The sequence below is a fragment of the Allomuricauda sp. d1 genome (assembly GCF_039592695.1).
In the GTDB taxonomy this organism is placed as follows: Bacteria; Bacteroidota; Bacteroidia; order Flavobacteriales; family Flavobacteriaceae; genus Flagellimonas_A.
The window spans coordinates 564,075-588,502 of sequence record NZ_JBBUTK010000003.1 but is presented as its reverse complement, the minus strand read 5'-3'; the positions used below and the strand labels follow the sequence as shown (position 1 = coordinate 588,502).

Sequence of the window (24,428 nt, the reverse complement as noted above, 5' to 3'; positions counted from 1 at the left end):
CGGTCTTTGCAATCTGGCATAGCGCGGCGATGATGTCGACTCGCTTTTGGTGCGGTGACTGCGCCAGCAGTGCAGCAAAAGTACGCCGCAGGCGTATTCGACATCATCGGTCTCGGCTATGATTTCGTTGCGGGGTTAAAATGCGGAGCATTTCCCCCGTATGAAATCCAGCCTCCCGATGGCTATCGGGATTATTTGTTTCAAGGTTTCAAGTTACCGAAAAGTAGCAATGAATTATAGCCCTTGTTGTGGTTAGTTTTTATTTATGTTCTAGTTCGTCAAGTGTAAATTCCAGAACCTTTTCAAAATAGTCCTGAAGGTTTTCATATTCGTCCTCCCCTGGTTGCCATGAACTGAATTTCCAATATTTCCAGTTGTCATTTGCCTTTTCGGGTGGAATTAGTAAAAAGTATTGTTCTTCTTCAATTCCTCCGACTATAATGCTGCTTTCAAGATTTTTTCCAATTTCGGTAAGTCCATTTTTCTTCCAAACTTCGATTATGAAGTTGTCCACTTCTTTAAGAAAGTCAATTTTCCAAAAAGGCTCAAAAGTCGGTTCCACAAGGTTTGGAGCTGAAAATCCATTGGTTATTTTCAGAAAATTGATATAGTCCTCTGGTAATTGAATTCCCAACCTTTTTTCAATTGATTCAAGTTCATTTTCCGTTACGGGTTTTGTCCCTAGCCATTTATGCTGGATTTGCTCTTCGGAATATGAAAAATCCTGAAGTTCAATAGCTTTTTCCGAAATTGTTTTAAGCAGTCCTTTCATTGGAAAATTAACCACAACGCCGCGCTATGTGAAGTCCGGCGGATTTTATGGAAATATAGCAAAATCCTTTCAACAATGCCGCTGGGATTGGCATCGGGTTTACCCTGCGGCATTGTTCGCCAAGGAGTCCGCACCAGCGGACGTTTCCTTGTGGATTTTGCGGTATTGGGAATAAAATCAGTCGACCAGATTGCATATAGCGTCCCGATATGTCGAGTAGTTGAGCCGTTGCGGCGATATTGTCAAGAATGTCCCTTATCCTGCGGTCTTTGCAATCTGGCATAGCGCGGCGATGATGTCGACTCGCTTTTGGTGCGGTGACTGCGCCAGCAGTGCAGCAAAAGTACGCCGCAGGCGTATTCGACATCATCGGTATTGTGTATGGCTTCGTTGCGGGATTTAAGGTACGTTTTATTCCGAAGAATGTAAAGATTGTTTGTAGGAAAATAGATTCAAATAACCATTAGAGCCGCAATGAGCTATACACGTTGTTGTGGGTAGTGTTTTTTATCCTATTATTTGCCAAATCACACCTATAATTGTCGCTATTCCAACTACTAAAGCTATGATAACGTTTGTTTTATTCCAATTCGATTCTTTTTGTTCTTTTTCTTCTCCAATGGATTGAGTTTTAATTTTAGAATCCTTGTTTATTATAAGATTTCCTTGGTTAATAATCTGTTCTTTTGAGTTTTCTTGAACACTTAACCCTTTTTCTTTTAGAAAGTCCATAAATTCATTTCCTTTTTCCTGAAACCATTTAATAAATTCAGGTATGTTTTCTTCGCTGAAGTCAGGTACAGTTTGTAAATCACCATCTTCTATTGCCAAATCTCCATTCTTTATTTGTAAATCGAATTCTTGATTTTCTTTGAACCATTCTTTAAAATATTTTCTCAATGTAGATTTGTCAAGATTTATGAGTTTCTTCTCAATTATCATATCAAGAAAAAAATCTGCTTGGTCAGCTCTTTTTTCAAGAAGTCGGTCATAATATTTATCCCATTCTTTGTCGTCAAACAAAGGATTATTTTTTGTCACATTTTGAATTTCTCTTTCTAAAAGTAATCCAATACTTGATTCGTTTCTTTCGACCAGCTCACGACCTTTCCCACTTATGTGATATTCACATTGTCCGCTCAAAGTTGAATTATCTCTTCCAAGCACAAATTCGACCAATTCTAATTCTTCCAAGATGTATTCTAATGTCTTAAATTTCTCTTTGTTCTGTTGACTTGGTAATTGTTTCATTTCAATTCCCATTGCTAATGATGTAGCAAAAGATGAATTATATAATTCTCTTAAAAAATGGTCAATATATTTTGCTTGTTCGTTTATTTCCATTGGTTGGTCAACATTACCCACAACGGTCTCGGCTATGATTTCGGCTTGGGAAATCCCAACGGGATTTTCCAGCTTCGAAATCCAGCCGATTTAAAGATATAGATTTTCAAGTAGGGCAGAGGGCAAAGCTGAATTATAGCCATTGTTAGGCAACGTATTTATTTTAATAAATTCAGTTCCGTTCCAGTTAGGAATTCAATTGCTTTGATTGCAGCTTCTTTTGTTAGAATACCTCCTAAGGCTAAGTCCACGAACTTACCTTTAATGATTTCACTCCAATTTTTTTTATTCAGCTTTTTAGTCAATTCCTTTAGTTCCTCAATTTCATTAAAGATTATCCCTTGTCCAAATCCTTGTTTTGTTAGCATTTCCTCAAGGTTATCTAATTTTTCAAAGACTTTTTCTTGACTTTTATATGAAAAAAAGTCCGATTCCTTTTCGGTTTGACTTTCAGATAAATACCAGTCGAATAACTCTTTAAAAGGTTTTAAAAAATAGAAATTAAAACCATCTTGTTGTTCATTATAATTATGTCCTCGACTGTACCACTTCCAGGATAAATCGATATAATGTTGAGAAACTTTTCTTGGCTCTTTGAACTTCTTTTCAATGAGAAAATATCCAAAGGCTCCTTGGTGGTCTGGTGTTAAAAGTTGTTCTATAATATCTCTTTTGGTTCTTTCTGGGGATTGGTCATTAAGGGGGTCAAGTTTTTGATATAAATCATTGTAATCTTCTTTTATCCTCTCTAGAATGTTCTTGGATATATCTTGGCTGCTCAAAAAATTCATTAGTTGAGTTAACTTATTTTTCACGTCATTATGCTGGGCATATTCCACGTCCAAAAAATAGTCGTGCGTTTTGCTTTCCAATTCGTGAATGTTAAGTTGTCTCATATGTTGCCTAACACGTAAATAGGTGTAGTTTTATATAACCCACCCTAAAGTACTTATATTCTTTTGTATCGCAATAATAACGCAAAATATAAATACATCATTGTGTTGGGCATTTTGTATATAAAACATATATCTTTGAAAAGAAGATATACAAAACACCTAAGTGGATTTTTCAAAATATCACTTCTCCTTTGGCCAGCATCGAGGTCGACCGATCATTCAGGTTCGCTTTGTGTTTGATAAAAATCTGCAAGAGGCGTTGAGGTCAAGATTTCCTTCTGCAAAATGGAGCAAGACCAAAAAAGCATGGTACCTGCCAGACTTGCCTAGCGTGCGAAAGGCACTTCAACTTGGGCCCAAACCCACAATCGGTTCAAAACTGTCAAAAGTGAACCAAGTCAATCGCCAAGCGTATGTTTCAATGCATGAACAATTGAAACTAAAACAGTACAGTCAGAACACCATCAAACAATATTTAAGCGAGTTCTACCATCTGCTACTGCTTTTAAAAGATTTTCCTGTTGAAAAAATGACCCCCAAGCGGCTAAAAGACTATTTTCTGTATTGTGTGCAAAAAGAGCAGATGGCTGAACGAAAACTTAATGGTAAAATCAATGCCATTAAGTTTTATTATGAACAGGTGCTGCATCGGCCAAAAATGTTTTTTGACATTCCCAGGCCCAAAAAACCCCAAGTGCTGCCAAAGGCACTGAGCAAGAATGAGGTCAAGAGAATACTCTCGGTAACATCAAACATAAAACATCTTGTGGCCCTACAACTGGCCTATGGCATGGGGCTACGGGTGTCAGAAGTGGTAAACCTGAAGATTGGTGACATCGACAGTGAGCGTATGATGGTGCACATTCGAGGTGCCAAAGGAAAAAAGGACAGGTATGTACCGCTTCCCGTAAGTCTTTTACCGCTATTGAGAAGGTATTACCTAGAGTACCGTCCTCAGAATTATCTGTTGGAAGGGCAATATGGGGGTCAATATGCCAAGGTCAGTGTGCAAAATGTCTTTAAAACGGCCATGAGAAAGGCGGGTGTTCATAAAACTATCGGCATTCACGGCCTTCGCCACAGCTATGCCACCCATTTGCTGGAATCTGGGGCCGATATGCGCTTTATTCAAGAATTGTTGGGGCATAACTCTATAAAAACGACCCAGGTGTACACCAAGGTCACCCCCAGAAGCCTTTCAAAGATCACCAGTCCTTTAGACGCGTTGTAGCGAATAAGTTTGATTACTGTAAAATACCGAGGTACTTGTCGTTGTCGGCCAATAGGGTCTTTGCCGTCAAAATGGCATCATCGTTCGAAAGATAGTATTCATAAAGGCCATCGCGGTAAAAATAGCGTTTGATGAGTTCATCTTCCAACTTTTTTTGTATTTCGGTCTGGTACGTATCCAACGATGAGATCTTGCCCTGGCCGATGGCCAACAGCAAGTCTTTGTACTTGGCCTGCACGGTTGGTCCCAAGACCCCTTCTTCATTGTTCATGGCCTCTTCCAGTAGTTGTTCTGACTGGGTCTCTAGGCTGAAATCTTGGGTTTTGGCAAAACCTTTGAAATCATTGTAGTCAGCTGCGGAAAAACTAAAATCTGCCACCGAAGAAAAATCGTTTTTGTAGAAAAAGGAAGTTGCAAAATCAAAGATGATATTGTTTCTTTCAAGACTTTCAATCAAAGCATTCGATTTGATGGAAGCAATCTCAATATCGGGCATCACCCCGCCACCATCTTGTACTTTGCGACCATTTCGGGTGGCGAAATTGTTGTATACCGTATTTCTGACCGCTTTGCCGTCTTCATCCCTGTTCCAGTAGTCCAAAGACTGGATGCACCTTCCAGATGGGGTGTAATATCTTGAAATGGTGACCTTCAGCTGTGTGCCGTAGGTCAATTTCAAAGGTCGCTGCACCAAGCCCTTGCCAAAACTGCGGGCGCCCATGATGACTGCACGGTCGAGGTCTTGAAGCCCCCCGGAAACGATTTCACTGGCCGAGGCACTGCTGCCATCTATTAACACCACAAGCGGAATATCAGTATCTTCGGGCTGGTTTTTCGTTTTGTATTCTTGGTTGAATTTTTTGACCTTGGATTTTGTGGTCACGATGAGCTCCCCTTTGGGCACGAACAGATTGGTGACGTTGATGGCTTCGGAAAGCAGCCCCCCGGGATTGCCCCTTAAGTCAAGTATCAATCGTTCGGCACCCTTGCCCTTTAAGTCTTGAATGGCAGACTTTGTTTGGCTTGATGCCTTTCGGTTGAATTTAGACAGCACGACATACCCTGTTTTGTCATCGACCATGTCATAAAAAGGCACGGCATCGACCTCGACCCCAGCTCTCTTGATGGTTGCGGTTTTGGTTTGCCCCTGTCTTTTGTAGGCGATTTCAATCTCGCTGTCATTGGCCCCCTTCAGCAGCTCGCTGGCGTTGTCCTGAAAATCTTTTACCTCAATATCGCCAATCTTCACAATTTCATCACCTGCCTTGAGCCCCGCTTTGTCGGCGGGATAGTCTTTGTAGGCCTCAATGATGAGCAACCGGTCATCAAAAGAACGCACCAAAGCCCCTATGCCTGAGTACTCGCCGGCATTGTTGATTTTATACGCCTCAACATCTTGCTCGTTCAAGAAGCGGGTGTAGGGGTCCAGCTCATTGAGCATGTTTTTGATGGCAGAATCCATCAATTCTGCGGGATTCGTCTCGTCAACATAGTTCATATTGAGCTCTTTGAACAGGGTGGTGAAAATTTCAATCTGTTTTGCAATTTCAAAGAAATCGCTCTTAAAACTGCTTCCGACCACCAACATTGACACCGCAAAAACGGAAACGATTATTTTCTTACGTACGTTCTTCATTTGAGACTTTTTTTATGAATGCGCCCAACACGGCCACCATTTTTTCCTCTATGGCCTTGTACTGTGGCAACTCCTTCCCAAGATATAAAATCATCAACGCATAATTTCCCTCTATGTTGTTAAAAAGGGTATGCTTATTGAGGCGGTACGTCTCTCTGAGCAGGCGTTTGATACGGTTGCGCTTGACGGCACTTTTAAAGTTTTTCTTTGGGGCGACAAAACCGGCCTGTACGGTGGGCGACGCTATCAGCCCATGTTTGAGATAGATAAGTTTTATGGGGAATTGGGTCACGGCCTTTCCATCCAAAAAAACCTGTTCAATAAGCTTTTGTGATTTCAGCCTTTCTTTTTTTGGAAACTTATTCCCCCCTTGAGGGGGGAGGAAGGGGGATGTTGGTGAAGCTATTCTTGACCCCCCCTTTGAGTTAGGATCAAGGGGGGTGTTTTCCACAAGATTTTTAAGCTTTTCCTCCAACGCCAACAGCACGCTGAACATATCATTTTTAACCGTATTGTCTGAAAACCGGATGAATTCAACCCCTCTTTTTTCCAACTCACCTTGACGTTTAGCATCTTGTTCGTAACGGTATTCATGTGAATCACCGTCTATTTCGATGGCCAGTTTAATTTCATGGCAATAAAAATCGACAATATATTCAAGTAGGGGCACTTGACGATGAAACTGCACCCCAAGCGCCCTGTTTTTTATGCTTTGCCAAAGCAATGTCTCTGACAAGGTGCTGTTTTTACGCAATTGACGGGCATATTCCTTTAGCTTGGGATTGTACGGTATGATTTTATTTTTTGGCACCTTTGAGAAGACAATTTTTGGGAAAGTTACAAGGAATTATCTACACCCCTGCTTTCCGCTTTTGGCGGATTCGCTGTCCCCTCAAGGGGACAATTACATTTGAATAATCCGCTCAGTTAAAGGCTCCAAGCGGATTTTTCTTTGATTTTAATGGAGTTACTCCCCGCTATACGTATTGTTCTCACGATTCACATCGGCCATCAACATCGATGGATCGATGGAGATACCGGCAATGTTGCCCTTTGGCATATCAAGGATCAGTTCATAAGTAGGGGATGCCCACGCCCAATCTTCGGCAACGGTTCGTTGTATGTTTGGATATGGATTCTCTTTCTCTCCGCGCATCATCCTTAGAGGAACATAGTAGGTTTGCTGGTTGCCATCGGTATCGACCACAAGAATATCCAATGGCATGGGCATCAAGCCAATGCGCTCCATGACCAATGTTGATGTGTCTCCGTTGGAAACCACCTCTTTGATTCCGTAATCGATGGTGTTGGTGGTCTGTGTCCAATCCGTCAGGTACCAGTCCAATTGCATGCCGGACACTTTTTCTGCCGTTCTTTTAATGTCGTTCGGAACGGGATGCGTGAACTTGTAATCCTCATAATATTTTCTGATGGTCTGCAACAACTTGTCTTGCCCGATCACGTAGCCCAATTGCGACAAAAAGATGGCCCCTTTGCTGTATGCCGCAATGCCATAGGCAAAATTCAGGTCATATCGATCGGCATGGGCGGTCTGTGGCTGTTCTTTACCTGAATTCACGAGGGCGTAATAACCCTTGTAGGATCCCTCAAACGGAAAGTCTTTGTTCTGCTCCATGATTTCGTTCATGCAAAGGCTGCTGATGAACGAAGTAAACCCTTCATCCATCCATGAATGTTTTGATTCATTGGTGGCAAGCACATGTTGAAACCAAGAATGCGCCAGCTCATGCACCATGACCCCGACCAGACTGCCAAAAGAGCGTTCACCAGTGATTAGGGTGCTCATGGCATATTCCATTCCGCCATCACCGCCCTGAACCACAGAATATTGTTCGTAAGGATATTCGCCAATATTTTTATTGAAAAAATTCATGGCATCAACAGTCTTGGGCTGTAGGTTTTTCCAGTTTTCAAGCAATTCAGGTTTGTCTTTATAGAAAAAATGTAATGTAGGTCCGTTTTCCATCTCAACCACATCGTGAACATACTCTGGATCGGCCCCCCACATAAAATCGTGAACCATGGGCGCTTTAAAATGCCACGTCAGGGTTTTTCCCTTGGTCTTGACCTTTCTGCCTTCGGCTTCGTAGCCATGGCCTATTTCTTGCGGATTTTGCAAATACCCCGTACCACCTATCGTATAGTCTTTGTCAATGGTGATCTTGACATCAAAGTCACCCCAAACCCCATGGAACTCACGAGCGATGTACGGATTCGGGTGCCAACCCTCAAAATCGTATTCCACCATTTTAGGATACCACTGGCTCATTGAGAGTGCCACCCCTTCTTTGCTGTTTCTGCCCGAACGGCGAATTTGCAAGGGCACTTGGCCCTTGAACTCCATATCGAATTTGGTCTTCGCCCCGGGCGCAATCGGGGTCGCCAAGTCGACCACCAAAATGGTACCTTCTTCGCTGAACGAGACCTTTTGCCCGTCTTGGGTCAATGCTTGCACGTGCAGATAACCTTGCTCTTCAGTTGCCAAAGTAGCGATACGGCTTTTACCGTCCTCGAGCATTCGTCCGTCACCATCTTTGATGGTCTGCAATCGCATGTCCATTTCACTTCCGGGTTGAAAGGCATTGAAATAAAGGTGGTAAAACACACGGTTCAACGTATCAGGCGAGTTGTTGGTGTACACCAACTTTTGGGTGCCGTCATATTGAAAGGTCTCCACATCCATAGTGACATCCATTTGGTAATCCACATGCTGTTGCCAATAACAAGGCCCTTTTTGGGCAGTTACGGAAGGCATGGAAAGTAAAAGAACGGAAGCGATCAGTTGTTTGGCTAACTTCATATCATTCAGCATTGTAATCAAGGGTTTTACTTCCTTTTGAGACGCTATCGGCCATTAAGAGCGCATTGTAGGCATTGACCATTTTGCCCGATTTTGAAATTTCTGAAAAGGACTTTGATTTGTTCGGGTCGCCAGAAACAACCACTGAGGCTTTAGATTTTAATCCGGATTGCATTAAAATATGCTTGACCTCTGGAGCGGTCAGATTGGGATAATACGAACGGATCAACGCGGCAATACCCGCAACAGCTGGTGCCGCCATAGAGGTGCCACCGTTAAAATCGTACGCATTGTTTGGCATTGTTGAGTAGATATCGTCACCTGGCGCAAAGACATCCACATTGTTTTTTCCATAGTTGGAGAACGTTGCGACCATCTCTGAGCCATAGTTACTGGTCAAAGCCCCTACCGTGATCAGGTTATCAGCAATTTCATTACTGCCAAAGCGATGATCGTTCGGATAGTTTGGATTGGATTGATCATCGATGTCATTGCCATCATTGCCCGCCGCATGAACGATAAGCACATCGTTGACAGCTGCATATTTTATGGCCTCATAAACCCATTCAGCATTTGGCGAAAATGATTTTCCGAAACTGCAGTTGATAATCTTTGCGCCATTGTCGACGGCATAGCGAATGCCCAGCGCAATGTCTTTATCATACTCATCACCATTGGGCACGGCACGAATGCTCATAATTTCAACGTTCTTGGCTACCCCGTTCGCACCAAGGCCGTTGTTTCTTTCTGCCGCGATGATGCCGGCAACATGGGTGCCATGGCTTTCGTCTTCGAGCCTGCTGTCGGGGTTGCCGTTTCCATAATCACGGTCGTTATAATCATAAGGATTATCACCCACAACTTCACGCCCATTAAAATCTTTGTTCAGATTGTAGTTCACCTGCTCGGTGAAATAGGCAACCCCTTCTTCAAGCTGCTCGAGCACTTTGTCAATACTGTCTTCGTAACCGTACATTTGGGTCAATACAGCAACATGTTGCTGCATTTCAGTGGTGTTGGCCTCGATGCCCATGACATCTTTTTTGGTGTACGAATCCTTTCCCAATGCTTCCTTGACAGCGGCATCTGCATTTTTTACGACTTGTAATATTTGCTCATACTGCTGTTTGTTTTGCAAAGCTTCTGGGTATTCCTTGTCCAGTTTCAATTGTGCTTTTGCCCTCTCTGCAGCGGTACCAACCCCCAACCGGAGCATTCGGGTGTACTCCAATTGCTCGTTATAGGCCTCACCCAAAAAATTGTACCCGTGAATGTCGTCTACATAGCCATTGCCATCATCATCTTTGCCATTGCCCGGCTTTTCGTCTTTGTTCGTCCACAGCACATCATCAAGGTCTTCGTGGTCAAGGTCGATACCAGAATCCAACACGGCCACAATCACCGTTTTGCCCTTTTTGTTTTTTATGATTTCGGCATAGGCCCGATCAACACTCATACCAGGAATGGTGTCTTGCACCAAATCGGCATGCCCCCAGGTCTTTTCCTGGGCCTCTGTCAAATCAGATACTTTAAGCGGTACGGCATCTATATTTTCAACGGGAGTGGAAACCAAGGCAGTTGCGCCACACCCCGAAAGCAGTATTGCTGCTAAAATTGAAATAGAAGGTTTAAATTGTCTTATCATCTTGCATGTTTAATTTATAAGGAGGAAGCAGCAAACACTTCTTCAAATTTGAAAGTCTGATCCAACCGCACCCCTTTTTCCGTTCTTTTTAAGGTGCACATTTCGTTGTGTGCATCATGTTCAAAAAATAGCACATACCCTTTTTCTGCGGCTTCGTTCAAAAATGTGCCTTTTTCATCCAATGTGACCAAAGGCCGCATATCGTAGCCCATGACATAAGGCAAAGGAATATGCCCCACTGTTGGAATCAAATCTGCCACAAAGACCACGGTTTTTCCTTTGTATTTGATATGTGGCAACATCTGTTTTTCGGTATGGCCGTTTACAAATAAAATGCCAAAATCGAGATCAGAGCAATTCAAATACGGGGCCTGTGCCTTTTTTATGAAGTTTAATTGACCACTTTCTTGCATCGGAAGCAGGTTCTCTTTCAGAAAGGAGGCCTTTTCCCTTTGATTGGGTTCCAACGCCCATTGCCAATGGTCTTCGTTTGTCCAAAACCGGGCATTTTTAAAAGCAGGTTCGTAGCCTGTTCGGTCTTTGTTCCATTGAATACTGCCCCCGCAATGGTCAAAGTGTAAGTGGGTCATGAATACATCGGTGATGTCATCGCGGTGAAAACCATGTTTTTTTAGGGATTTATCCAAAGAATGGTCTCCCCATAAATGGTAATAACCGAAAAATTTCTCTGATTGCTTGTTGCCAAGCCCGTTGTCGATTAAGATAAGTCGATCGCCATCTTCGATCAGAAGGCAGCGCATGGCCAGTTCAATCATGTTGTTGGCATCTGAAGGATTGGTCCTGTTCCACAACGATTTTGGCACGACACCGAACATGGCCCCGCCATCTAACTTGAAATTACCGGTCTCAATGGGGTATAGCTGCATTCAAAATGGGCAAAAGGATGCGCAAAATAAGAAAACTGTACCGCAAATGGTTATAATACACCGTTTTATTATTTGTATTTTAACAAATTCAGAAAGCCCGGATATGGGCAAGGATATTTTAAAGAAAACTGTAAATTTCGAAAAAATACCACCATGCTCGAATTAGCGGGAATCATTATACTTGGAATCATCGCACAATGGGTCGCTTGGCGATTGAAGTTGCCCGCAATCTTACCCCTGATTTTGATCGGGCTCTTGGTCGGGCCAATCGCAACGCTTTATACCGCAGATGGCAGCAAGCTCATTGAGCCCATTTGGAATGGTAAAAAAGGTCTTTTTCCTGGTGATGGCCTCTATTATTTTGTGTCACTTGCAATCAGTATCATACTTTTTGAAGGCGGGTTGACCTTAAAACGTTCTGAAATTGCCAATGTTGGCCCCGTAATCACAAAGTTGATTACCATTGGCACATTGGTTACTTTTTTTGGGGCAGGTATCGCAGCACATTACATTTTTGACTTGTCGTGGCAGATATCGTTTTTGTTCTCTGCCTTAATTATCGTTACAGGGCCCACAGTAATTACACCCATTCTTCGTAACATACCACTCAAAAAAGATGTTTCGGCAGTGCTAAAATGGGAAGGCATCTTGATTGACCCCATCGGGGCGTTAGTAGCAGTTTTGGTGTTTGAATTTATCAGTGTTGGCGAAGGCAGTGCCTTTACAAAAACGGCTTTGATAGAGTTCGGAAAAATATTGCTTTTCGGCTTCACTTTCGGCTTCACCTTTGCCCACGGCCTCGCCTTTGTCATCAAGAAAAACTGGATACCCCATTATCTAATGAATGTGGTTTCATTATCGGTGGTCTTGTTGGTTTTCGTTGAATCAGATCTCTTTGCGCATGAATCGGGCCTACTTGCGGTAGTGGTCATGGGAATGGTCATGGGGAACATAGACCTGCCAAACCTTAAAGAACTGCTCTATTTTAAAGAATCGTTGAGCGTTCTATTGATATCCATTCTTTTTATACTTCTTGCCGCGAACATTGATATTTCAGACATGCAGCTCATCTACAACTGGAAGACCGCTGCCCTTTTTCTTGTCATTGTATTTCTGATTCGGCCTCTTGGGGTGTTTTTGAGCACACAAGGTTCGAATCTGAAGCTTAACGAAAAAATGTTTATCGGCTGGGTGGGGCCAAGGGGTATCGTGGCTGCCGGTATTGCATCGCTTTTCGGTTCTAAACTGCTTGCAAAAGGCGAGCCCGGGGCAGAATACATTACCCCACTGGTGTTTATGGTCGTATTGGGCACCGTGCTTCTCAACGCTACTACTGCTAGGCTTTTTGCCCGGTTAGTGGGAGTGTTTTTAACAAAGTCAGAGGGCATTTTGATAATAGGCGCCTCAAAAGTCTCAAGGCTGATTGCAGGTTATCTGAAGAAAAACAAGCGCCATGTGGTACTTATCGACAATAACCAGACCAATGTTGAAAAAGCAAAAAAATTGGGAGTCGAGGCCATTGCAGCCGACATCTATTCAGACACGTTGACCGATAATATTGAATTGAACGATATGGGCTACTTGATGGCCCTGACGGGCAATTCGGATATCAACAAGTTTGCCATTGAAAAGTTCAAAAAGCAATTTGGTGAAAATGGGGCCTTTAGGCTGGTCAACACAGACGAAATGAACAACCCCGAAAACAATCCGGAAGAGGGGCTCTTTTCCCATACCGATGATTTTATCAAACTGACGGAAGCCGTTAGAAAATATCCAGCCATCAATGAAATTGAACTTAAGGACAAAGAACAATATGATGGCCTTATCGAGATTACCAAAGCAGACGAACATATAATCCCCATTTTTTTAAAAGACAAGCAGGGAGATTTAAAAATCATTTCATCTTTCAGCAAAGAATTTACCGATATTGATGAAGGGTATAAATTGGTCTATCTCGGTAAAATGTTTAATGTTGACATATTGGCCAGCAAAGAAGAAGTCGCAGATTAATCGTTCAACTTGAGCACCGCCATAAAGGCCTGTTGTGGAATCTCAACATTACCGACCTGACGCATACGCTTTTTACCCTTTTTCTGTTTTTCGAGCAGTTTTCTCTTTCGTGAAATATCGCCCCCATAACATTTTGCCGTTACGTCTTTTCGCAAGGCCTTGATGGTCTCACGAGAGATTATTTTTGAGCCAATGGCTGCCTGAATAGGGATGTCAAATTGCTGTCTGGGAATGAGTTCTTTTAGTTTTTCGCACATTCTCTTGCCTATCGTATGGGCATTGTCAAAATGTACCAGAGCAGAAAGGGCATCTACGGGTTGCGCATTCAGAAGGATGTCTACCCGAACCAATTTTGAGGTACGCATCCCAATGGGGGAATAGTCAAAAGACGCATAGCCTTTCGAAACTGTTTTTAGGCGGTCGTAAAAATCAAAAACGATTTCGGCGAGGGGCATATCAAAAGTAAGCTCAACGCGCTCAGTGGTCAGATAGGTCTGATTGGTAATCTGGCCACGTTTGTCAATACAGAGCGACATTACATTGCCGACAAAATCAGACTTGGTAATGATAGTGGCCTTGATGTAGGGTTCTTCAACGCGGTCAAGTGTTGATGGGTCGGGCAGATCGGAAGGGTTGTTTACAGTGACCACTTCTTCTGGGTCTTTGGTAGTGAAAGCATGATAGCTCACGTTGGGCACAGTGGTGATGACGGTCATATCAAACTCGCGCTCCAAACGCTCTTGAATGATTTCCATGTGCAGCATCCCCAAAAACCCACAGCGGAACCCGAACCCAAGAGCCGCACTGCTTTCGGGAGTGAACACTAAAGAAGCATCGTTCAGTTGCAGTTTTTCCATCGAAGAGCGCAGCTCTTCATAATCCTCGGTATCAACAGGATAAATTCCCGCAAAAACCATCGGCTTTACATCTTCAAACCCAGAAATGGCCGCTGTAGCCGGGTTTTCTGACAAAGTGATGGTATCCCCAACCTTAACCTCCCTCGCATCTTTGATGCCTGTGATCAAATAGCCTACATCACCGGTCTTTATTTCTTGTTTGGGATGTTGTGTCAACTTCAAGGTGCCGATCTCATCGGCAAAATAGCTTTTGCCCGTGGCCATAAACTTGATTTTCTGGCCTTTTTTGATAGATCCGTTAAGCACCCTGAAATAAGTTTCGACACCCCGAAAGGGATTGTAGACTGAATCAAAGACCAAGGCTTGTAGTGGCCCCTCTTCATTTCCTTCTGGTGCCGGAATTCGTTCAATGATTGCTTTCAAAATGTCATCTATACCGATACCGGTTTTTGCGCTTGCAGGAATGACCTCTTCGGGCTTGCATCCCAATAAATCAACAATATCATCGGTCACCTCTTCAGGATTCGCACTGGGCAGATCCACCTTATTCAGCACAGGAATGATTTCGAGATCATTTTCCAAAGCCAAATACAGGTTTGAAATGGTCTGTGCCTGAATACTCTGGGCTGCATCGACCACCAATAGTGCCCCTTCGCAGGCCGCAATCGAACGGGATACCTCATACGAAAAATCAACGTGCCCGGGAGTATCGATAAGATTCAAGATATAGGTGTCGCCATCGTATTGGTATTCCATCTGAATCGCATGGCTCTTGATGGTGATGCCGCGTTCACGCTCCAAGTCCATACTGTCGAGCAATTGCTCTTTTTTTTCGCGTTCGGTCACAGAACCTGTATAATCCAATAATCGGTCGGCCAACGTGCTTTTACCATGGTCGATATGGGCAATAATGCAGAAATTTCGAATCTTTTTCATAAGAACTGCAAATATACTTCTTTTGAAGGCCCAGAGGGGTCTTTTATTGCTTTAACAATAGCCTCGCAAATAAATCGTTAGATTTGCCTACAACCCAAACGATGAATGAAACCACTGCTGCGCTGTTTCGTATTAGCGGCTTTTGCCATTTCTAGCATTTCTGCCCAGACCTTCTCCATAAAGGGCAAAGTAATTGACGACAGTAACGAGGTAGTGGCTTTTGCCAATATCTTGTTGTTGAACGCTACAGATTCCACATTTGTGCAGGGTACTTCAGCTGATGAGCAGGGCATTTTTAATCTTGAAGACATCGCCCCCAGCCTCTATCTGTTGCAGGCCAGTTATGTGGGGCGTGCTTCAAAACCCTTGGCTTTGGACGTCAAGAACGATATATCGCTGGGCGCATTGATCATTCCCGCAGCTGCCCAGACTTTGGATGAAGTGGTGGTGACCGCAAAGCGCCCGACCCTCGAACGACTTTCGGATCGATTGGTCTTCAACGTCGAGAACACGGTCGTTTCACAAGGCAGTTCTTGGGATATTTTGAGAAGCACACCTGGGGTCATTGTCAATCAAGAAGACCTTCAGATCAAGGGGCAATCGGCCACGGTATATCTAAACGACAGAAAAGTGCAATTGTCAGGTCAGGAAGTGAAAGACTTACTGGAAGGATTATCGGGAACGAACATCAAATCCGTTGAAGTGGTTGCCAACCCACCTGCGCGCTACGATGCCGAGGGCGGACCGATATTGAACATTGTTACCAGCAAGAACATCATACCGGGCTACAAGGGCAGTGTCAACGGGAGTTTTACCCAAGCCATATTTCCCAAATATGTCATCGGCACGAGCCATTATTTCAAAACAGACAAGCTGAGCCTTTTTGGCAACTATTCTTTCAATCCAAAAAAAGAGTCTCTACAGGTCGACAAGGGCATCAATTTTATCAATGACAGCAACGATGTTTTTTCAAGATGGTCGACAGATGATGAACAGATTACCGATTCGCAGATCCATACCGCTACAGTTATAGCTGATTATGATATTGACGGTAGAAACAGCCTGAATCTGACATCAAACCTGTCTTTTAATCCAGATCAAGAATGGCGAAGAAATCTGGACGCTGTAATACTCGACGGGCAAAACCAGTTGGATTCCACCTTTGTGACCGACAATTCAGGAAGACGCGACCGCACCAACCTCGCTTTTGATGTGAACTATATGCACAAATTCAAAAAAGAAGGCGCCCAATTGTCGCTCAATGCGCATTACACCGATTATGGCAAAGCATCCACACAAAACATTCTTTCAGATTATTTTGATGCAACGGGAGGTTTTTCAAGAAGCTTTGGGTTTCGGACCGATGCAAATCAAGACATTCAAATTTTGACCGGCCAGGCCGATTTGTACTTTCCATTTGGAACAACATCGTTGGAGACAGGCCTGAAAGTTTCGACTATCGATTCTCAGAACAGCATTTTGTATTCCAATTTTTTGGGCAACAGCGATGTAGTCGATAGCTCACTGTCTGATGATTTTGAGTACAATGAATCGATTTATGCGGCCTATGTGAGCATCTTGAAGAGTTGGGAAAAATGGTCGGTCAAAGCCGGGGTCAGGGGCGAACAAACCAATGCCGAAGGCATTTCACGCACCCTTGACGTGGTCAATTCACAAGATTTTTTGAGTGTTTTTCCTTCTTTGAATGTGCTGTTCACGGCATCAGAAAGCCATAGCTTTTCATTTGATTACGATAGGGGCGTGGCACGGCCAAGGTACAATGATTTGAATCCGTTTCGATTTTTCTATAACGAAAATGATTTTGAGGACGGTAACCCAAGGTTACAGCCCAACTTCACCAATAACTTCAACCTCAACTATACCCTGAACAACGAGTTTTTCTTTGATCTGTATTATCGCGATAATGGCAACTACATCAGCGACTTGGTATTTCAAGACAACAATTTGTTGGTGCTGCGACAGTTGAAGCAAAATGTTTTGGAAAGCACATCATACGGCATTGACTTTACATTGAGCAAGAGTATTGCCAATCCTTGGTTTTTGTACGCCTATACTTCTATTTTTCACGAGGATGAAACTTTTTTGGCAGTGGAGAGTGGCGACATCCCCGCGACTAATAGCATTGAGGGCTTTTACGTATACTTGGCCAATTACCTCACTCTTTCAGAAGATGGAAGTTTTACAGGAGAGGTCACGTTCACCCATTTTTCAAAATATCTCTTCGGTTCGTACGTACAATCACCTACCACGAATCTGACGCTTGGCCTCAGAAAATCGTTTTGGAACAACCGCGCCGTAATATCCATTGCTGCAGAGGACCTTTTGGGCAAAGCAAACGGCACCTACACCTCTCAATACCTGAACCAAGACAATTTCTATTTTTCACAGCCTGAGACCCAGTTCGTCAGGTTTGGGTTCACCTATAACTTCGGCAATTTCAGACTCGAAGACAACGAGCGGACCATTGAAAAGAAAGAACGTGAACGACTTGAAAATCAATGATTTGCCCTTCTTTTTGGCAATTTTGTAATTTTGCTGTCCGAAAAAGAAAATGGTTTGCCCAAAATAGGAAACATAGAACTGCCTGATTTTCCGTTGCTTTTGGCCCCTATGGAAGATGTCAGCGACCCACCCTTCCGTGCGCTTTGCAAAGAGAACGGGGCCGATGTGGTGTACACCGAGTTCATTTCTTCTGAAGGATTGATTCGCGATGCCGCAAAAAGCGTCATCAAATTGGACATTTACGAAAAAGAACGCCCCGTGGGCATCCAAATCTTTGGGGCCGAAATGGATTCGATGTTGCAAGCCATTGATATCGTTGAGAAATCCAACCCAGACATCATCGACATCAATTTTGGTTGCCCGGTAAAAAAAGTGGTCTGTAAAAATGCTGGGGCAGGTATTCTTCGCGACATTCCCTTGATGGTCAAATTGACCGAGGCCATGGTGAAGCGCACCAAGCTTCCGGTGACCGTAAAGACCCGCTTGGGGTGGGACCACAATTCCATAAAAATAGTTGAGGTTGCCGAACGCCTTCAAGATGTGGGCATTCAGGCCATTTCCATTCATGGAAGAACAAGGGTTCAGATGTACAAAGGTGAAGCTAACTGGAAACCTATTGCTGAGGTCAAAAACAATCAAAGAATGCACATTCCCGTTTTTGGTAATGGCGATGTGGATACCCCTGAGGCTGCAATGAGAATGCGTGATGATTACGGACTTGATGGTGCTATGATAGGCAGGGCAAGTATTGGCAACCCTTGGTTCTTCAACCAAGTGAAACATTATTTTGAAACAGGCCGGCACTTAGACCCCCCAACCATGGAAGAACGTGTTGAGGCGGCCCGTCGCCATTTGCAGATGGCCATCGATTGGAAGGGCGAAAAATTGGGCGTGTTCGAGACCCGAAGGCATTATACCAACTATTTTAAGGGCATTCCACACTTTAAGGAATACCGAATGAAAATGGTGACCAGTGACGAAGCAATTGATGTGTTCGCCGCTTTTGATGAGGTTCTCGAAAAGTTCGGAAATTTTCAATTCGCCTAGAAAGACACCAGTTTTTTTGATACCCGACTACTGGCAATCTTTGAAGAAATGACCCCCAACACCACAATCGTTGCCAAAACGATGACAACATTCATCACACCATATTCTACTGGGTAAGCCAGAGAAGGGGTGATTTTAAGCCAGCCGAAAGCCAATTGTGAAACAATCAGCAATGAACCTATGATGACACCGATAAGCCCACCCAACGAGGTCACCAAAACGCCCTGAACAAAATAAATTCTTCGAAGTTCTTTGATGGTCGTGCCCAGACTGAAGAGTGTTTTTGAATTTTGTTGTTTGTCCAAAATCATCATGATAATGGCCCCGACCACGTTGAACAGGGCGATAATGAGCACCAATGTAAAAATAAGGTAGGTGGCCAAATTTTCTGTGTTCAGCATACGGTATAGTGTCCCGTTGAGCTCACGTCGACTCAGTACAACCACTTTTTCGCCCAAGATGTTTTTTATGGCTGTGCGGACTTCCTCTAAATCAACACTAGGGTTCAGTTTGAAATTAATGCCTGAAATCTCGCCATCGTCTTTTTGCAGAAGATTTTGAACCAGAGGAAGGGAAACAAAAACATACTTTTTGTCGAGATTGTCTTCAATGGCGTACACACCGCTCAAAACGAGGGGCAGTTCTGTATAGGGCTTTGAATTGAGCGATTGCGATGAAACAGAACCTTTGCCCGGTTTTGGGGCCAAGACCACCATGGGGTTTTGATAGTTGCCGACAGGAATGCCCAGTGAATTACTGATACCGATACCCATGACCGCGCTCTGCCCATTCACGCCCCAATTACCAAAATATATCGTACTGTCAATACCTGTGGTCTTTCGATAATTCTCATCTACCCCCTTGATATCAACAATATCACCCTTGTCTTTAAACGAGAGGTATACGCGCTCTTCCAGCTCTTTTGAAAAATGAGTGACCTCGCCAATGTTGCCCAATTCGGTTTCCTCTTGTGGGGAAAGGGAAAAAACCTTCCCGGTCACAGGCATCGCTTTTAGGTCAGGGTCAAAGCTGTTGGTAAACTGTAGACTAAAAGTCTTCAATCCCGCAAAAGCAGAGAGAACAATAAACAAGGCTGCCGACCCGATGACAATCACCAAAAAAGTGATAAAATTGATAATGTTCACCGCATTTTGGCTGCTTTTAGAGCGTAGATACCGCTTGGCGATGTACAATGGAAAATTCAAAGCTATTTTTTCTTTCGCTTATCCAGAAGGTCGCGATTTTCAAGTGGATTTTCATTGCCCTTCAATGATTTTTCGATGTCTTCTATGTAGTCAAGAGAATCATCCAAATAAAATATCAGCTCTGGTACGCGGCGCATTTGATGGCGCGTGCGCTGGGCCAGCTGGTGTTTGATCAAGGGTTCGTTTGATTTGATGCCGTCCAATAATTCTGTCCCTTTATCCGAAGGAAAAATACTGATGTACACCTTTGCAATGGAAAGGTCGGCGGTCACATTCACCTTTGAAACGCTGATAAGAACGCCCTTCATACCACCATCTGTGGCGGCCCGTTGCAATATTTCGGCGAGGTCTTGCTGTAAGATACCCGCTATTTTTTTCTGTCGTTGCGTTTCCATCTTGCAAAAATAAGCCAATTAATGACCAAACTCATCATTTGATAATTTAGGAGTGGTTAAATTGGGGCTAACTTTAGTAATTTCATGCAAATGAAGAAAATAGAGCACATCGGTATTGCCGTGAATGATTTGGAAGCCTCAAACAATCTGTTCGAAAAATTGTTGGGCAGGCCCCATTACAAAATAGAAGAAGTGGCCAGCGAAGGGGTACGCACCTCTTTTTTCAAAAATGGCCCCAATAAGATCGAACTGCTGGAAGCGACCAACCCCGATAGCCCCATTGCAAAATTTTTGGAGAAAAAGGGGCAGGGCATACACCATGTTGCCTTTGCTGTGGATGATATTGTGGGTGAAATCAAAAGATTAAAAGGGGAAGGGTTCACCATATTGAACGAAACCCCAAAAAAAGGAGCAGACAATAAGTTGGTGGCTTTTTTGCATCCAAAAACCACAAATGGGGTGTTGGTGGAATTGTGCCAAGAAGCCCCTCTCCCCAAAGGAGAGGGGGCTTAAAAATTGGAATCCATTAGAAATATCGGAAGAATAGCTTAATTTTGCCATCCTCAAAAACATTTCTCATTTTGGGATTTGGATTTTGAGTTTTGTCGCTAAAGCGACAGGGTCCTATAGCTCAGCTGGTTAGAGCACTTGACTCATAATCAAGGGGTCCCTGGTTCGAGCCCAGGTGGGACCACCAGTATAAGCCCTGCGAAAGTGGGGCTTGATTTTTGTTTAGATTATAGTTTTGCCAGACTATTCTCCATATCAGGCAAAAGCTCAACAACAGTTTTTTCAATGTGATCTGAGATTTCCTCTGAATACTCCCTATGTACTGTATAGGCCAAAACTGCAATACTGAACAGTAGGGCAGCGGTAAGAATTCGTGCAGCGGTTACATTTTCTTTGGCTTTCATCGGAATAAATGATTGATTCACAGGCATGAAGATATTTCAAATAGTTAGAATTAACAAATACTTAACAAAACAGAAAGGCTTGCACTACCTGAACAATATCACCACAGCCCCAATCGCGGTCACCACCAAGACAAACTGCCGGTATTGTTTTTCATTGATGATCTTTACCAAGAACACACCCAAGACCAAACCAGCAAAAATGGCGGGCAACAACTTTAGATCTATGATTAAGGTTTCCCAAGAAATGGTTTTCCAGACCCAGATGTGAAAGGGCATTTTAAAGGCATTGGTAATCAAGAACAGCCATGCCGCAGTACCCACAAATTCATTTTTGGGCAGGCGCATGGCCAAAAAGAAAATGTTGGTAAACGCCCCAGCCAAATTACCGATCATGGTGCAAATACCGGCCAAAACACCGATGCTTCCCGCAAAGCTCCAGTGCGTGGGTACAGACTTTGATTTTCGTCTATCCCAATAAACCAAAAGGGCCAAGCTGATAAAAATGACAATGACCATTCCGATTTTGAACTGGGTTTCGGGCAGCTCTTTCCCAATCCATACTCCGATCAGAATTCCGGTAATCATCCATGGCATAAAGCGTATGATATATTTCCATTGGGTATGGCGGTTGTAATAAATCACGGCAAATACATCACCCACCAAAAGCAGCGGCATCATTATTCCTGTAGACTCCCGTGCTCCGAAAGCAAGCGCCAATAGCGTTACATTAAAAATGGAGAGCCCTTTCAGACCAGATTTTGAAATGCCCAAAAGAAAAATGGCGGTATAGGCCATGGCCCAAGCGGCGGTAGAAATAGCAATGGTCGACATAGTGCTGGCTGAAGGTCAAAAATATTGATAAAATACTATCTTTAACATTCGACCAACATCAAATTATGGATATTCAAACCCTCGATTACGCCATTATTTTTGGCTTTTTTGCCCTTGTGCTCTTCATTGGCGTCTACGTTTCAAAACAATCGGGAAAAAACACCACAGAGTATTTTTTGTCGGGCCGAAACATGCCTTGGTGGCTATTGGGCTTTTCAATGGTAGCCACCACCTTTTCAACTGACACCCCTAATCTGGTCACTGATTTTGTACGTACCGATGGGGTTTCGGGCAATTGGGGCTGGTGGGTCTTTTTGCTGACAGGGTTATTGACCGTTTTTGTCTACGCCAAACTTTGGCGAAAATCTGATGTCAAGACTGATATGGAATTCTACGAACTTCGCTATGGTGGTAAACCAGCCGCTTTTTTAAGGGGATTCCGCTCAATTTATCTCGGTATTATCTTCAATGTCATGGCCATGTCTGCGGTAACCTTGGCGGCCATAAAAATTGGGCAGGTCATGTTGGGGCTTAGCCCCATTCAAACGGTGCTGATTGCCGGAAGCATCACCATGATTTTCAGTGCCATTGGCGGCTTTCGAGGCGTCGTCTATACCGATTTTGTGCTCTTCTTTTTGGCAATCGTTGGCGCTATTGGCGCGGCCATCTATTTGGTGAACATGCCAGAAGTCGGTGGGCTCTCAAGCATATTGGAGAACGATTTGGTCAAGAGCAAAATGTCCATTCTGCCCGATTTTTCGAATACCGAAGCGTTGATTACCGTGTTGATAGTGCCCCTGGCCGTCCAGTGGTGGAGTGCATGGTATCCAGGTGGCGAACCGGGTGGCGGTGGCTATATCGCGCAGCGTATGCTCGCGGCCAAAAATGAAAACCACGCCGTTGGGGCCACGTTCTTCTTCAATATTCTTCACTATGCCCTGCGTCCATGGCCATGGATTCTGGTCGCGTTGGCATCATTGGTGGTTTTTCCAGACTTGGAGAGTATTCGACAGGCATTTCCCAATATTGAAGAAAGCAAATTGGGCCATGATTTGGCCTACTCGGCCATGTTGACCAAATTGCCCTCGGGATTGTTGGGCATTGTGCTGGCTTCGTTGGGTGCTGCCTATATGTCAACAATTTCAACCCACCTGAACTGGGGCTCATCGTACGTGGTCAATGATTTTTACAAGCAGCAAATCAACAAAAACGCCTCTGAAAAAGAATTGGTCAGGGTGGGGCGTATCACCACAATTGTGCTTATGGTGCTCAGTGCACTGTTCGCCTTGGCCTTGCAGAACGCTGTGCAATTGTTTGACATCATCATCATGTTCGGTGCGGGCACGGGGCTTATTTTTATACTCCGATGGTTTTGGTGGCGCATCAATGCATGGAGCGAAATCGTTGCTATGTTCTTTTCTGGTTTTGTCTCCATTTTGTTTTGGCAATTTGAAGACGAATTGTTTCTGTCGGATGGCGCACCATTTCCTGCATGGAGCAAATTTGTATTAGTGGTGTTGCTGACCACCATTGTTTGGTTGGCGGTCACCTATTTGACAAAACCTGAATCTAAAGAAACCTTGTACGCTTTTTACAAAAAAACACAGCCCGGTGGCCCTGGATGGGAAAAAATTCGGAAAGCTGCCCAAGCTGAAGACAAATCTATAGTTGACGGCACACAAAGGTGGACTGTTCCTTCGGGAATCATTGCCATGCTCGTAGGTTGCGTACTGGTCTACAGTTGCCTTTTTGCTACCGGCAACTGGATTTATGGCAATTATACATTGGCGGTAATATTGACCATAATAGTTGTGATTTCTGCTGTTACACTGCGCCGAGTATGGGCCAAGATGAAAGACGTTTTCTGAACGCTTTCAATCGTTAAGTTGCAACAACCGTGCGACATACTTGCCAATCACATCAAACTCTAGATTGATCACGCTTCCTACTTTATAGGTGCTGAACCGTGTATTTTCGTAAGTATACGGAATGATGGCCACTGAGAACGAACCTTTTTTTGAATCAATAACCGTTAGGCTGACACCATCAACAGTGATGGAACCTTTTTCAATGGTAACATTTTTTTTTGAAGTGTCATATCCGAAGGTAAAAACCCAGCTACCGTCTTTCTCTTCAATATTGTTACAAATTGCGGTTTGGTCCACATGGCCTTGAACAAGATGCCCATCCAATCGTGAGCCCAAGACCATGGCACGCTCCAAATTGACGATGTCGCCCACTTCAAGATTTCCCAGATTGCTTTTGTCCAACGTTTCTTGAATGGCGGTAACAGTGTACACATTTCCTTCGAGGGCGACTACGGTTAGGCAGACCCCATTGTGGGACACACTTTGGTCTATCTTTAGCTCTGAAGTGATGGAAGATGTAATGCTGATATGAAGGTTTTCACCCTCTTTTTCGAGGGCGACCACTTCGCCCAAGGTCTCAATGATGCCCGTGAACATATTCGTTTTATTG

19 protein-coding genes, 1 tRNA gene and 2 pseudogenes are annotated in these 24,428 nt (G+C 43.7%); 7 read left to right on the top strand and 15 right to left on the bottom strand.

The window, feature by feature from the left end; translation table 11 throughout:
* Positions 1 to 259: 259 nt before the first annotated feature.
* The 3 genes from AAAH86_RS14450 to AAAH86_RS14440 form a co-directional block, all read right to left on the bottom strand.
* Positions 260 to 772, bottom strand: a complete 513-nt coding sequence (locus AAAH86_RS14450) for an SMI1/KNR4 family protein (protein ID WP_343488355.1) — start codon at positions 770 to 772, stop codon at positions 260 to 262.
* Between the two features lie 507 nt (positions 773 to 1,279).
* Positions 1,280 to 2,116, bottom strand: a complete 837-nt coding sequence (locus tag AAAH86_RS14445) for a hypothetical protein (protein ID WP_343488354.1) — start codon at positions 2,114 to 2,116, stop codon at positions 1,280 to 1,282.
* Positions 2,117 to 2,274: 158 nt separating this feature from the next.
* Positions 2,275 to 2,988 carry a hypothetical protein gene (locus AAAH86_RS14440; protein ID WP_343488353.1) on the bottom strand — a complete coding sequence of 238 codons (714 nt, stop codon included), beginning with the start codon at positions 2,986 to 2,988 and terminating at the stop codon, positions 2,275 to 2,277.
* 187 nt (positions 2,989 to 3,175) lie between these two features.
* On the opposite strand from AAAH86_RS14440, the gene AAAH86_RS14435 reads away from it, so the two are divergent.
* Positions 3,176 to 4,243: a tyrosine-type recombinase/integrase gene (locus AAAH86_RS14435; RefSeq protein WP_343488352.1), complete on the top strand. Its 1,068-nt coding sequence runs from the start codon at positions 3,176 to 3,178 to the stop codon at positions 4,241 to 4,243.
* Positions 4,244 to 4,256: 13 nt separating this feature from the next.
* On the opposite strand, the gene AAAH86_RS14430 is transcribed toward AAAH86_RS14435, so the two are convergent.
* The 6 genes and pseudogenes from AAAH86_RS14430 to AAAH86_RS14405 all read right to left on the bottom strand — a co-directional run bounded on the left by AAAH86_RS14430 (position 4,257) and on the right by AAAH86_RS14405 (position 11,232).
* A complete protein-coding gene (locus tag AAAH86_RS14430) occupies positions 4,257 to 5,879 on the bottom strand; it encodes a S41 family peptidase (RefSeq protein WP_343488351.1) in 1,623 nt (540 codons plus the stop codon).
* Positions 5,863 to 6,225: pseudogene (locus AAAH86_RS14425) on the bottom strand (ribonuclease P protein component); the annotation flags it as partial. The gene AAAH86_RS14430 and the pseudogene AAAH86_RS14425, both read right to left, overlap by 17 nt.
* A 99-nt stretch (positions 6,226 to 6,324) precedes the next feature.
* A pseudogene (locus AAAH86_RS14420) lies at positions 6,325 to 6,690 on the bottom strand (DUF559 domain-containing protein); the annotation flags it as partial.
* Positions 6,691 to 6,846: 156 nt separating this feature from the next.
* Positions 6,847 to 8,655, bottom strand: a complete 1,809-nt coding sequence (locus AAAH86_RS14415; RefSeq protein WP_343488373.1) for a M1 family metallopeptidase — start codon at positions 8,653 to 8,655, stop codon at positions 6,847 to 6,849.
* A gap of 46 nt (positions 8,656 to 8,701) precedes the next feature.
* The gene (locus AAAH86_RS14410) at positions 8,702 to 10,345 is read right to left on the bottom strand and encodes a S8 family peptidase (RefSeq protein WP_343488350.1); all 1,644 of its coding nucleotides are present in this window, start codon (positions 10,343 to 10,345) and stop codon (positions 8,702 to 8,704) included.
* Positions 10,346 to 10,359: 14 nt separating this feature from the next.
* Positions 10,360 to 11,232 carry an MBL fold metallo-hydrolase gene (locus tag AAAH86_RS14405; RefSeq protein ID WP_343488349.1) on the bottom strand — a complete coding sequence of 291 codons (873 nt, stop codon included), beginning with the start codon at positions 11,230 to 11,232 and terminating at the stop codon, positions 10,360 to 10,362.
* Between the two features lie 153 nt (positions 11,233 to 11,385).
* On the opposite strand from AAAH86_RS14405, the gene AAAH86_RS14400 reads away from it, so the two are divergent.
* On the top strand, positions 11,386 to 13,242 hold the full coding sequence (locus AAAH86_RS14400) for a sodium:proton antiporter (RefSeq protein WP_343488348.1): 1,857 nt from the start codon (positions 11,386 to 11,388) through the stop codon (positions 13,240 to 13,242).
* Here the strand turns inward: AAAH86_RS14400 and lepA are convergent.
* Positions 13,239 to 15,035, bottom strand: coding sequence for a translation elongation factor 4 (gene lepA / locus AAAH86_RS14395; protein WP_343488347.1), 1,797 nt, complete (start codon positions 15,033 to 15,035; stop codon positions 13,239 to 13,241). The genes AAAH86_RS14400 and lepA overlap by 4 nt on opposite strands.
* 105 nt (positions 15,036 to 15,140) lie before the next feature.
* Here lepA and AAAH86_RS14390 point away from each other — a divergent pair, with 105 nt between their 5' ends.
* Together AAAH86_RS14390 and dusB are read left to right on the top strand one after the other, a co-directional pair.
* Positions 15,141 to 17,558 carry an outer membrane beta-barrel family protein gene (locus AAAH86_RS14390; RefSeq protein WP_343488346.1) on the top strand — a complete coding sequence of 806 codons (2,418 nt, stop codon included), beginning with the start codon at positions 15,141 to 15,143 and terminating at the stop codon, positions 17,556 to 17,558.
* A 54-nt stretch (positions 17,559 to 17,612) separates the two neighbouring features.
* Entirely contained in the window at positions 17,613 to 18,605 is a 993-nt protein-coding gene (gene dusB, locus AAAH86_RS14385; RefSeq protein ID WP_343488345.1) for a tRNA dihydrouridine synthase DusB, read from the top strand.
* Here dusB and AAAH86_RS14380 read toward each other — a convergent pair.
* A complete protein-coding gene (locus AAAH86_RS14380) occupies positions 18,602 to 19,810 on the bottom strand; it encodes an ABC transporter permease (protein ID WP_343488344.1) in 1,209 nt (402 codons plus the stop codon). The two genes, dusB and AAAH86_RS14380, sit on opposite strands and share 4 nt — an antisense overlap.
* A gap of 2 nt (positions 19,811 to 19,812) precedes the next feature.
* Positions 19,813 to 20,205 carry a 30S ribosome-binding factor RbfA gene (gene rbfA / locus AAAH86_RS14375; RefSeq protein ID WP_343488343.1) on the bottom strand — a complete coding sequence of 131 codons (393 nt, stop codon included), beginning with the start codon at positions 20,203 to 20,205 and terminating at the stop codon, positions 19,813 to 19,815.
* Between the two features lie 90 nt (positions 20,206 to 20,295).
* On the opposite strand from rbfA, the gene mce reads away from it, so the two are divergent.
* Together mce and AAAH86_RS14365 are read left to right on the top strand one after the other, a co-directional pair.
* Complete coding sequence (mce, locus tag AAAH86_RS14370) at positions 20,296 to 20,718, top strand: methylmalonyl-CoA epimerase (RefSeq protein ID WP_343488342.1); 423 nt, start codon at positions 20,296 to 20,298, stop codon at positions 20,716 to 20,718.
* Between the two features lie 107 nt (positions 20,719 to 20,825).
* Positions 20,826 to 20,902: transfer RNA gene (locus AAAH86_RS14365), tRNA-Ile, on the top strand.
* A 40-nt stretch (positions 20,903 to 20,942) separates the two neighbouring features.
* Here the strand turns inward: AAAH86_RS14365 and AAAH86_RS14360 are convergent.
* Together AAAH86_RS14360 and AAAH86_RS14355 are read right to left on the bottom strand one after the other, a co-directional pair.
* A complete protein-coding gene (locus AAAH86_RS14360; RefSeq protein ID WP_343488341.1) occupies positions 20,943 to 21,119 on the bottom strand; it encodes a hypothetical protein in 177 nt (58 codons plus the stop codon).
* Positions 21,120 to 21,203: 84 nt separating this feature from the next.
* On the bottom strand, positions 21,204 to 21,950 hold the full coding sequence (locus tag AAAH86_RS14355; protein WP_343488340.1) for a sulfite exporter TauE/SafE family protein: 747 nt from the start codon (positions 21,948 to 21,950) through the stop codon (positions 21,204 to 21,206).
* A gap of 65 nt (positions 21,951 to 22,015) precedes the next feature.
* Between AAAH86_RS14355 and AAAH86_RS14350 the strand changes: the two genes are divergently transcribed.
* A complete protein-coding gene (locus AAAH86_RS14350; protein ID WP_343488339.1) occupies positions 22,016 to 23,818 on the top strand; it encodes a sodium:solute symporter family protein in 1,803 nt (600 codons plus the stop codon).
* Between the two features lie 6 nt (positions 23,819 to 23,824).
* Here AAAH86_RS14350 and AAAH86_RS14345 read toward each other — a convergent pair whose 3' ends face one another.
* Complete coding sequence (locus tag AAAH86_RS14345; RefSeq protein ID WP_343488372.1) at positions 23,825 to 24,415, bottom strand: riboflavin synthase; 591 nt, start codon at positions 24,413 to 24,415, stop codon at positions 23,825 to 23,827.
* Between the last annotated feature and the right edge of the window lie 13 nt (positions 24,416 to 24,428).